This window comes from Veillonella sp. oral taxon 158 (assembly GCF_018376515.1).
In the GTDB taxonomy this organism is placed as follows: domain Bacteria; phylum Bacillota; class Negativicutes; order Veillonellales; family Veillonellaceae; genus Veillonella; species Veillonella rogosae.
The window spans coordinates 1-11,673 of the sequence record NZ_JAHABE010000011.1; the positions used below are offsets into that span (position 1 = coordinate 1).

Here is an 11,673-nt window from a genome sequence, read left to right on the forward strand (position 1 = left end):
TTAGTACCTCGTGATTGATTGCGAATTTGATACTCTAATCTTATCACTTGTACTAATATGGATTTTTTATGTGTTCAATTTCAATTTACAACTAAGCATTCTTATTTATTCATAATTTTATTGATATTCTTTAATTCAATGCGCAACGTTCCATCATCATTAGTTTTGATTTCAATAAACTCGCGATTTTTCATATATTCCACAGGAAAAGAGATTTCAATGCCCGTATCGGTTTTAATCTTATGATGTTCTCCAACCTTTGTAGCAAACTCACGGTTCACCGGTAATGGCCGCATCATATCTGCATCAGCTAATTCTTTCTTAGCCGCCTCTTGTTGAATCGGATTCGCTTTGAATACCTCTTCTACTATACGAACAGGATCGACTGTATCTGATACTTCAGCATTTTTAGCAATCATAGACTTTGCAGTCGTCAATTCAACGACGCCATCAGACTCATGCGCTTGAGCCACCTTATCTACAATGGCTTTCACCTTTTTTACTGTATCTCGGGAGGATTGATTAGTGCCTAATTGTAATACCTTATCCGCTAAGATATAGGATACTTCACCATCAAACTCACCTTTTGGTTCAAAAATACGAACACTAAAATCATGTAAATTAATAGATGCAAAGGCACGTAATTTTTGAGATGGCATAGGCAGTACTGCCTTATGAGAAACAAGTTCTGTAGCTAATGTACCATCATCTTCACTAAATAGTTGATGGGTAAAAGCATCATGAGCTTGGCACAAAAGAATACAAATATAAGTCGTATCTGTAACAGCTTCACAAATAATCGTATCGATTACTACGGAGTCCGTTGCTTGTTTCATATAGGTAAACAAGCTTTCACCTAAATTCTTAGATAAATCTATAAACTTGAGGTCTCCCTTTTTATACTCCACTAGCTGTTTACCAAATGGACTTGCATCATGTAAGGTACCTGTTCTAGCACCTGGGTCTTTGAACGCCTTAGCTACATGATTAGCAATATAATCTTGTATAGCTTGATCGCCAACCTTTAGTTCATGTTCAGAATATACGGCTAAAGAGGACGTAAAGTCAAAAATCTCTAGCGCAGCCTTATTAATCTGCATGATGCCTCCTTTTAATAGAAAAACGATTACCCTTTATTATACCATTCTTTTAGTTTTCGTTTATCAACTTTTGAGCATTCCGTAAGGGGTATCATAGGAATTTCTAGTATTGCTTTTGGCCACTCCACTAAAGGTCTTTCATGATGAATGCATTCTATAATTTTACTTAATTTAGTATTATCCTCTAATACCATATAAGCAATAAAATCTTCCCCGCGTATTTCATCATTAATCGTAATAACAGCGACTTCAGAAACGCCCTGTAAGGATTGTAAATATAATTCCATTTCTGGGATAGAAATTTTATAGCCCCCTTTATTGATGACATCACCTCGCCGCCCATTAAACATGAGATACCCATCGCTATCTATATAGCCGCAATCATTTACAGTATATGTATCGGGAATGCCTTCAATATGATACTTTGTAGTCACATAAATAACACTGTTCTGCTCTGCTATTTTAACAGATGGAAATGGTCTTCCCACAGTACCTTCTCTATCTAACCACTCTTTACCTGTACAATATGTTATATAGTTAAGCTCAGATGCACCATAATAGAGAATAAACTCCATGTTCGGACATATTAGTTCTAACTGTTCCATCAACTGTCGATCCAGTACTTGAGATCCTCCGATGATATAGCTAATAGAGTCTAGTTTACTTTTGCAATGGCGTACTAATAATCGTAATTTTGTTGGTAATGCATATATATGGTCCACATGATATTTCTCAATAAGCTGTATCCATCGAATTGGACGCAACGATTTCGTTGTAATAACGGTTCCATCAGACCATAGCACAGCCATAACCATATTACTAACACCTGTGAAGCTAAAGCTACCATGTAAGAAGATTTTTGCATCTTTGTTTATATGAAAGATATTGTTTTGAATATCAAAGAACTCTCGCCACGATCTCTCACTGCGCCACAAAGGTTTGGGGCGCCCCGTAGTTCCAGAGGTAAGGACACCAAAGTCTGCAGATGTAGGAACGCCTTCAACACTTATAATCCGAGCTAGCTCATCGATATAAGCCACATCCATTTCATTATGGCACACCATGGGGATATACCCTTTATATAACCCCCATAACCACTGTAATAATTGTTCTACAAAAGAGAGACTCTGAATTAAGAGTACCTTATTTTTCTGACCATCATTAAACTGACCTAAATTAATTATTCTACTTGTATTGTTAAACTCCATAGAGATAATAGCATCATATAGCTGACCATATGTATACTGTTCCTCATCAACTATGAGAGCAATTTTATATGGTTGTAAGTCTTTATGTTGTTGCAAGCGTTCAATGATTGTCATATTACATACGCTCCATAATCAAAGCTGTACCTGTACCGCCTGCGCCTGCAATGGCACATAAACCATATCTACCATTACACGATTCTAGGGCTGCCATACAATGAAGTACTAAAATAGCACCAGAACAACCATACGGATGTCCATACGCCAACGCACCGCCTAACGTATTATATTTTTCCATATGATTCGGATACGCCTTATTAAAAAGCACATCAATGATGGCAAAGGCTTCGTTCCATTCCACTACGTCTATATCATCCATAATTAAGCCAGTCCTCTTTAAAATAGCTTCAGTACTTTCTAATGCTCCTTCTGGACTAAACTGAGGATTTCCAGCCCAAGGCATGACACTATGTATTCTAAAGGGCCCCTTTGTATTAGATACGTACACGAATGCCGCCCCATCATGAGTTAAACACGCATTGCCTGCATTTGTAATGGAATTAGGGCCCAATAAAGGCTTCATCCTAGACAAGAGTTTCTCGTTCATCTTAGGACGAATACATTCGTCTACACATACTTTGCCATCTAGCGTAATAGGCATAATATAAGACTGTAAATATGGATTATCTAAAGCTCCAAAAGCACGTCGATGACTGTTAATAATGTAGGGATATAAATCTTCCTTCGTTATATAATGCTTATGTATCGTTCGCTCAGCCCCTTCAAGCATAGCTAAAGGAGACCGATCTTCAGGGGTAAATTGAGCTACCTTATATAAACCTTCTCGATCATCTCCAGCTGCATAGATTCGATCGGGTTGTAAGGAGGAGCTTTCAATACCACCAGCAATAGCAGCATCCATAACACCTGATGCAATGTGCGTATAGGCCATTTCAATACTCATCAAAGCCGATGCACATTGCATATCTACGGTAATAGCAGGAACAGAATTCGGTAAATTACACATAAGTCCCATAAGGCGACCAATATTACCACCAGTGCCAACCGCGTTGCCACAAAAAATTCCATCCACCTGTGAAATAGTATGACGATTAATTAATTCATCAATAAGTTGAGCCCCCAAGATTTCTGGTCTCATATATTTATATTGTCCATTTAAAACGCCAATAGGGCTGCGAAGGCCACCGTGAATATATACTGACATATGAACTCCTTATATTAAAATAAAAGAGGCATCCCTAGGAATGCCCCTTTTATTAGGTTCTAAATTTTAATTTTAGTTGCTAACCAAGAAGCAACGAGACATTTTACAATGTCCCCTGGAATGAATGGGAACATTACTACTGGCAACGCTGCCCAAAGTTCTGTTTTTGTAACTATCATAAAGCCTGCCACACCAAATAGGTATACTACAGGAATTGTAATTACAATAGAACGCCATGCATAAGAGAAAAAGCTCTTCTTAGAACCTTTAAATACACTTAATAATGTATAAGCTATTGGCCAAGAGAAAATAAAGCCCCCTGTAGGTCCTAATAATTTACCAAGACCAGCTGTACCACCAACAAATACTGGTAAACCTACAGCACCCAATAAAATATAAATGATAAATACAATAAATGCATCTTTTGGTTGTAACAACAAACCAGTTAATGTAGCCACCAAAGTCAATGCCGTTACCATGGCTGGACTAAATGGCAAAGGAAAAGAAATATATGCTGAAATACATAATAAGGCTGTTAATAAAGCCATTTTTGTTAAACGTCTTGCTTCCATAATTACCTCTAACTAATAGATCTTTGTTTCAAAGATGTTGAATCTTCATTTTCACCAAAAAAAGTAGCAGAAAATGCCAATGTGTCACCTACATAACCTTCTACATGAGCATCCTCAGGGACTTCCACTAAGGTCACCATATCCCCTGCAATGACAGGGGCATGAAAGTAAATCGCCATTTGCAGCGCAGATTTACTAATATTCCAATAGTTCCACAATGTTTCAAGAATCATGCACCCAGGTACGACATAAGGAGCCTCTCGATGAATTGGATTCGTGTCATTAATATCATTCACGAATTGTACTATATCATTCTTGGAAAACGATATAGCGCCACTGATTTCCTCTTGATGTATTGTGGTGCGAATGCTAAATTGTTTCGGCACTGGACGTAAATCAACCATCAAGAATCCAGATTTATCCATAATACCGATAGTCGTAGTTTTAGCAACTTGAGATACTATCTTACATATAGTTTCATCACTACCGGAAGAATTATAATGCATATGCTTAATAACGCTATGTCCTGGTAGATCTAAGTCATTATTACATAATGCTTTAAATAATGTTCTCATATAATCACAGTCCTTTATTCATTCAATAAATTGATTATAATCAACATCATTTCATTCGTCAACAAAAGTCATTATCCATTTGTTAACAAATATAAAATAATATATCTTTATTAGCTAAATATACTACAAAAACAAAAAGAACCCATGATTGAACTGCCCCCAAAATTGGACACAATTTTTGGAGGTGCAGTTCATGATATATCATAGGTTCTTTTATAAGGTTCAATCTTATAGATTTATTATTTAAGATCTAGCTCTTTTAAATATGCCTTGAAGTTTTCGCCTAACTCTTCGTTGCGCAATGCATACTCAACAGTAGCTTTCAAATAACCTAGTTTATCGCCTGTATCATAGCGAATGCCTTCATAGGCCAATGCATAGGTGTCAGTCTTAGAAGCTGCTAAGGCATCCGTTAATTGAACTTCATTACCTACGCCAGGTTTAGTGTCTTCCAAGATGTTAAAGATATCTGGTGTCAAGATATAACGACCTAATACAGCAAGTTGAGATGGAGCATCTTCTTGCTTAGGTTTTTCCACCAAGTTATCAACGCGATATAAGTTATCAGCCAAAGCCTCGCCAGATACGATACCATATGAGCTAACTTTATCTTCAGGGACAAATTGAGCCCCTAAGATAATACCAGGATGTTCATTATAGCAATCAATTAATTGCTTTAAACATGGATTTTCTGGGTTATAAACAATATCATCACCAAGTAATACTGCAAATGGTTCATCACCAATAAATGCTTTAGCACACAATACAGCATCACCAAGACCGCGAGGTGCTTTTTGACGAATAAAGTGAACCTTAATATCCGCTAAATCCTTAATCATGGCCAATTGTTTGTTTTTACCTTGGCTTTGTAACAATAATTCTAATTCAACACTACTATCGAAATGGTCCTCAATGGCGCGTTTATTACGACCGGTGATGATTAGGATCTCTTCAATACCAGAATCTAAGGCTTCTTTCACAATATACTGGATAGCAGGAGTATCCACGATAGGAAGCATTTCCTTTGGTTGTGCCTTAGTAGCTGGTAAGAAACGTGTGCCAAAACCAGCTGCTGGAATTACGGCTTTTCTAATGCGTTGCATAATAGTCTCCTAACTAAAAGTCTTTACCTACAAATTTAATCTTCCATTGATTATCTCTGTTTTTATGACCATCCTTATATGTTAAGTACATATCGAAGGAGTGTAAATCACGATGCCATGTGTAGTAGATAGAATCAATATCCCCACTCATCATATTATTTTTAACACTTACAGAAATATCATCTAGGCGAGTTAATTTATAAGAGCCCCCATAAACAAGCTCCTTAGGAAGCTCTGTCGTATCGAATCGATATGGAGAGTTATTGTAAGAAATATTTCTTTGATCATAGCTTACCCATACATTTGCACGATTGCCAACTTTAGATTGGAATCTAGCCCCCCAATAAGGCATGCTACGAATAGAACCATCATAACCGTAGTAGTCGCGTTGGTAACCGCCTAAGAAGCGCAAATCTGCCTTTTTACCGAGTTTAATTGGATCATGAGAAACCTCTGCATAATATTCTTTATGAGTACCTTTTACAGAATCCTCTTTCCAATAACCAACATTAACACCACCACGCACAGTAACAGGAGATTTTCCTACATGGTACGTATGTGTATCTAAGCGAACTTCACCGATTTTTTCAATCCATACAGTTTTATCATTGTACTCATTGGATTCCTTGCTATAACCAATAGAAGCAGTCCCCCAAGGTAGGTAATGACGATATCCAACCTGTGGTTTGAAACCAGCTTTAGAATACCAGCGGTAATCAAGATAAGCTTCACCTCTCTTACCAATTGGATATTCAGTACTGCCATGTAAACCAATACCATTATCGCTATTATACGTAGGTTTTGGTATTAAAGAGAAAATACTAAATTTATTCTTTTTATCATGACGTAAAGAAGCTGTATAAGATGGCAAGGATAAAATTTTAAAGTTTTTGATATAGAAGGAAGGTTTTTTGATAACTACTTTATCACCAGGATATACTTTAATGTCTTGCCCTTCTACACGGTAGTCCGGCGTATGTTTAAATGCCATCGCATGTTTTGTGGTAACCATGCCTTTTTCCATATGTCCAGTTTGACCATCAAAGGTTGCATTTTGTCCCTTTACATAATATGGATCGTTCCACCCCATCGCTTGGTCAGCTGTGAAATGACGGTCGCTAGTGCGATACGTCATATTTTGACCTGTAATATCCTTTGTTTTACCGCCATCTTCTAAGTAGTGATAGCCACCAACTGTACGGTACTCTGTAGTTTTCGTATTACCTTCAATACGAGGTGCCATCAAAGTTTGATTACCTTGAGTAACTACTACATCACCCTGTGCATATACATTACCTGTGGAACCATTATAAGACATTTTGTCTGCATCAATACGAGTAGGTAACTGCTCTGTAGGCTCAGCAGATTTTGCCTTTTCACCACGACGTACAACACGGATATTGCTATGTTCAGGTGTAGATGCTTTAGAGATTTCCCCAGCATAAGATTGGCCTACGCTATCCAATTGATCTTGATATACCGTGGTTGACTCCGTAGCGGCCCATACAGGTTGTGCTAAACAAAACACACATACCGCTGCTAGCCATTGTACTTTACGTTTCCTCATGGTTACTAGAACTCCTCTTGCTTTAAGAATTTGTTAATTATTGATTGCGTTTTACAACCACGATAGGTTGAGAAACATTTTCTACTTGTTCTTCTTGTTCTTCTACTGCTGCTGGTTCCTCTGTTGTTCTTTCATTTTCATCAACAGCCGCTTCATTAGTATCTACAATTTCTTCAGATTCATCTGCTGCATTCGGTACAGTTACAGCTTCAGCCAATTCATCATCACTATGCGCTAAACCGTCACCACCGATAACAAGACCTTGAATAGTTACAGAGTCTTGTGGCTGTACATAGATTGTAGAACCAGCTGGATACTCTATATTTTTCCCCTTAACGAATGCACCGCCAACAAGACCAACAGGTCCAAGTAAAACTGCACCAGCTACGGAAGCGCCAGCTGCTTTTACTTCATTACGAGTTTTGTCTTTAGCTTCTTTACCTTGTACAGCAGTGAATTCTGTACCATCGATAGCAGGAATAGTATCAAATGTAATATCTAAAGCACCATTACGACCAAAGGAACGAGCCTTTTTCAAAGACGTAATCGTACCAGAACCTACAGTACCAGCAGGAACTAACAATACATTGCCATCCATTACATTTTCAGCCACCGTGAAGGATACAGTATCGCCTTCATGACTTGTTTTAGAAGAAACAGCATCATTTAAAGTTACTTTAAATACTTGGTCACCTGCCAATGTGCCTACTTGGTTAGTAAGAGTTACATTACTACCATATACTTTAGTTTTTAAAGAAACAATACGCTTTTGTAAAGAGCCACTACCGATACGACCATTTACGCTACGTTCCATTTTCTCTACACGATCAACAAGAGAGCCTGCGTTAATGCTATTTTGATACGTATATTCTAATGCGTCCATTTCTTCACGCAAAGAAATATTTGTACCACTACCTTCTACGGAGTTATAGAGTGTATCAACACGTTTACTCAATGTCGCAGAGTTTCCACTGAAACCAGTACCATACACGGTTTCATCAAGTTGATTAATGCGGTCCACTACGGCACCATCTTGTACGGAACCATATACAGTAGTTTCCAAAACATGTGTTTTCTCTGTTACTGTACCAGGAGCAGCAAATGCAGTGCCTGAAATTAGGGATGCCATTAAAAGTGTAAGTACTTGCTTCTTCATAAATTCCTCCACAACGTATCTAATGTATAACTGTTATACAACAGAATAAGCACGGGCCTAAGACCGTGCTTATTCCCTGAGTCTACTATTTTATATGCTCAGTGGCCATTAAATTTTCAAATCAATAATCGCAGATACACCTACGCCTTGTACACGAGATGCACCAACTGGGTTTGTGCTATCAACAGGTACTAAACCTTTAACACGAACCATACCGTTAAAGCTACCTTCTACTTGAGCAACCGCTTTAACTTCTTCAATACTAGAAGCAGGACCAGTAACTTGAGCAGCACCGATATAACCTTTTGTACCAATACTAATAATAGGTACTACTTTAGTTGTATATTCTGTGCTTAAGTTATTTTGTTTCAATAATTTATTTAAGAAAGAGTCAATTTGAGGACCGAATTTGTTAATAACAATACCGATGCCGCCAATTTTAGCTGCACCGCCAAGAATGCTGCTTAAGCCGCCAGCTTGAGTAGTCAAGATGCCACCAAATGCAGTTGTAGTTAAACAAATCCCTAGAACAGCTGTAATAATTTTCTTTTTCATAATAAGCCTCCTGTAGATACTTATATTTTAACAAATTCTATACATAGATTCTAGTGAAAGTATAAGAACTTACACATAAAGATACCAATATTGTATAAAAACACAATGAACGAGCAGTGAATTTTATACAACTTAATTTAATGCTATCATCACAGCATGATACTGTCAATATCTAATAGAACCAATACTTAAAAAGCATCAAAAATCACAAAAAAGAAAGAAATTATATATACTAATTAAAATATTATTTCTAGTTATAGAGCTAACAAATACGTGGCACTTGATCCTCACCTAATAAATCGACTAGACGAACACCGCCAATAGCTGTTTGCAATCCTACTTTACCAATATTTTTATCTAAGGTTTTACCAATGAGAACTGCTTCTTTTCCTTCTTCAAAACTATGTAAAACTTGAAGAACTTGGTCAGTAACCTCTGGTTCAACTACTAAAACGACTTTACCTTCATTTGCTAAATATAGTGGATCATAGCCTAGAATATCACAAACAGACTGTACTTCATCGTGAATGGAAATCGCCGTTTCTTCAACCTTAATACCCACTTGACTTTGATCTGCGATTTCTTTTAACACAGTGCCCAAGCCACCTCTTGTAGGATCTCTCAATAAGGCTACTTGCGGTCCTACTTTATCAAGCACAGCATGAACCATCTTATTTAAAGGAGCACAATCTGTTTTTAACGAATCAGATAAATCTAAACCAAATCGTTGTCCCATAACGGCAATGGAGTGATCTCCAATAGCACCAGATAAGATAATATCCATGCCCGCTTTTACGCGATGCGGTCCAATATCTATCCCATCAGGAATCATACCAATACCTGCAGTATTAATATAGATTTTATCGACTTCACCTTTTTTTACAACCTTTGTGTCACCAGTAACGATTTGTATATTTGCAGCCGTAGCCATCTCTGCCATGGTACGAAGAATTTCATCTAATTCCTCAAAGGCAAGGCCTTCCTCCAAAATGAGGCCACAGCTTAAATATTGTGGAACTGCCCCATTCATGGCAAGGTCATTAACAGTACCACATACTGCGAGTTTACCAATATTTCCACCAGGGAAAAATGCCGGTTGTACTACATAAGAATCCGTAGAGAATGCCATGCGCCCTGCTGTAACAGGAAATTGAGCCCCATCGTGCAAAGGGGCCAATAAATCATTAGTAAAATATTTCAAAATAAAACGCTCTGTCAATTCATGACTGAATCGACCGCCATTACCATGGACTAAGCGAACTCGTTCCATATTAATCCTCCCACGTCGATCCACCACTGGAATATCCATATTTGTACCAAGCAGCACAACTACCTTCTACAGAGACCATACAAGCCCCTACGGGATGATCCGCAGTACAACTTTTACCAAATAATGGACATTCACTTGGTTTAATAAGCCCTTGCAAAACTCGTCCACATTGACAACCTTTTGGATCAAGGGATGGTTTCTCTAGCTCAATGGGTAGTGCACACTCAACATCATAAGCGGCATACTCATCTTTTAAAGCCAAGCCAGAGTTTGGAATAATACCAATACCACGCCATGCATCATCACATATGTCGTATACTTCCTTCATCATAGCTTGAGCCACAGGATTCCCCTTCTGCATAACTACAGAATGGTACGTATTACCCACAACAATATTACCAGTTTTTCGTTGCTCTAAAATATTAGCAATAGCAGATAGAATTTCTAAGCCGTCAAAGCCAGCGATACAAGAGGGAATACCATATTCTTCAGGTAGGAAACCATATGGTTCTTCGCCAATAATAACACTCACATGACCTGGCAAGATAAAGCCGTCAATATGGCCTTCTTGTCTATCTAGTAAAGCCCGCAAAGCAGGTGGTACTAATTTATGAGATACGAGGAAGAAAACATTCTTTAGTCCTGCCTCGTGAACAGCTTTCACAGTAGCACAAATGACTGCTATCGTCGTTTCAAAGCCAATAGCTAAAAAGACGATTTTCTTTTCTGGATATTTTTTACTTAGTTCTATCACCTCTAAAGGTGTATAGATTACATGGATATGAGCCCCCTTAGCTTGAGCTTCACTGAGGCTGCTATAACTACCAGGAACCTTTAACATGTCCCCAAAGGTAGCAATAATAGTATCCTCACGTTCTGCATAGGCTAATGCCTTATCCATATATGTTTGATCTGTTACACATACAGGACATCCTGGTCCACTAACAAGTTCAATGCCACTTGGCAATAGTTGACGAAGACCTTCTCGAAAAATCGACACTGTATGTGTGCCACACACCTCCATAAGCCGCACAGTTTCGCCGGGCTCATGAAGTGCATTGATACGTTTTAACAATGCATCAGCTGTGTTCTGCTTTTCCTGCAAAGTAAGCTTCTTCAAGTTCTTCTAACTCCTTAAAGGCCTCTAATGTTTTTTGAGCCTCTTCTTCATCAACAATTTGTACTGCAAAACCTGCATGAACTAATAGCCAGTCCCCTACCTTTGCTTCTGGTACGAGGAGCAAGCTACAGTCTCGTGTAGCACCCGTCAATTCAACAGTGCCAATAGCATCATTCACAGCAATTAATTGAGCTGGTACAGCTAAGCACATACTATCTCCTTATC

At 38.1% G+C, this 11,673-nt stretch carries 12 protein-coding genes; all 12 read right to left on the reverse strand.

Translation table 11 applies throughout. The features are described from left to right. Positions 1 to 101: 101 nt before the first annotated feature. The 12 genes from KH364_RS07310 to KH364_RS07365 all read right to left on the reverse strand — a co-directional run bounded on the left by KH364_RS07310 (position 102) and on the right by KH364_RS07365 (position 11,659). Positions 102 to 1,100 (reverse strand): nucleoid-associated protein, encoded by a 999-nt coding sequence (locus tag KH364_RS07310; protein ID WP_009372044.1) that lies wholly within the window; start codon positions 1,098 to 1,100, stop codon positions 102 to 104. Between the two features lie 26 nt (positions 1,101 to 1,126). After that, positions 1,127 to 2,422: an AMP-binding protein gene (locus KH364_RS07315; protein WP_273299126.1), complete on the reverse strand. Its 1,296-nt coding sequence runs from the start codon at positions 2,420 to 2,422 to the stop codon at positions 1,127 to 1,129. A gap of 1 nt (position 2,423) precedes the next feature. Beyond that, a complete protein-coding gene (locus KH364_RS07320; RefSeq protein ID WP_273299128.1) occupies positions 2,424 to 3,530 on the reverse strand; it encodes a thiolase family protein in 1,107 nt (368 codons plus the stop codon). A gap of 59 nt (positions 3,531 to 3,589) precedes the next feature. Then, positions 3,590 to 4,102: a biotin transporter BioY gene (locus KH364_RS07325; protein WP_273299129.1), complete on the reverse strand. Its 513-nt coding sequence runs from the start codon at positions 4,100 to 4,102 to the stop codon at positions 3,590 to 3,592. 8 nt (positions 4,103 to 4,110) lie between these two features. Next, the gene (locus tag KH364_RS07330) at positions 4,111 to 4,677 is read right to left on the reverse strand and encodes a hypothetical protein (RefSeq protein WP_273299130.1); all 567 of its coding nucleotides are present in this window, start codon (positions 4,675 to 4,677) and stop codon (positions 4,111 to 4,113) included. Positions 4,678 to 4,916: 239 nt separating this feature from the next. Beyond that, the gene (gene galU / locus KH364_RS07335) at positions 4,917 to 5,780 is read right to left on the reverse strand and encodes a UTP--glucose-1-phosphate uridylyltransferase GalU (protein WP_273299132.1); all 864 of its coding nucleotides are present in this window, start codon (positions 5,778 to 5,780) and stop codon (positions 4,917 to 4,919) included. A gap of 13 nt (positions 5,781 to 5,793) precedes the next feature. Further along, positions 5,794 to 7,347, reverse strand: coding sequence for an LptA/OstA family protein (locus KH364_RS07340; RefSeq protein WP_273299133.1), 1,554 nt, complete (start codon positions 7,345 to 7,347; stop codon positions 5,794 to 5,796). 37 nt (positions 7,348 to 7,384) lie between these two features. Then, entirely contained in the window at positions 7,385 to 8,503 is a 1,119-nt protein-coding gene (locus tag KH364_RS07345) for a hypothetical protein (RefSeq protein WP_273299135.1), read from the reverse strand. Positions 8,504 to 8,611: 108 nt separating this feature from the next. Further along, the gene (locus tag KH364_RS07350; protein WP_273299136.1) at positions 8,612 to 9,058 is read right to left on the reverse strand and encodes a hypothetical protein; all 447 of its coding nucleotides are present in this window, start codon (positions 9,056 to 9,058) and stop codon (positions 8,612 to 8,614) included. Between the two features lie 262 nt (positions 9,059 to 9,320). Beyond that, positions 9,321 to 10,328 carry a hydrogenase expression/formation protein HypE gene (hypE, locus tag KH364_RS07355; protein ID WP_273299138.1) on the reverse strand — a complete coding sequence of 336 codons (1,008 nt, stop codon included), beginning with the start codon at positions 10,326 to 10,328 and terminating at the stop codon, positions 9,321 to 9,323. Between the two features lies 1 nt (position 10,329). After that, entirely contained in the window at positions 10,330 to 11,448 is a 1,119-nt protein-coding gene (hypD, locus tag KH364_RS07360) for a hydrogenase formation protein HypD (protein ID WP_273299140.1), read from the reverse strand. Next, positions 11,408 to 11,659 (reverse strand): HypC/HybG/HupF family hydrogenase formation chaperone, encoded by a 252-nt coding sequence (locus KH364_RS07365; protein WP_105097814.1) that lies wholly within the window; start codon positions 11,657 to 11,659, stop codon positions 11,408 to 11,410. Before KH364_RS07365 ends, hypD begins: the two co-directional genes overlap by 41 nt. Between the last annotated feature and the right edge of the window lie 14 nt (positions 11,660 to 11,673).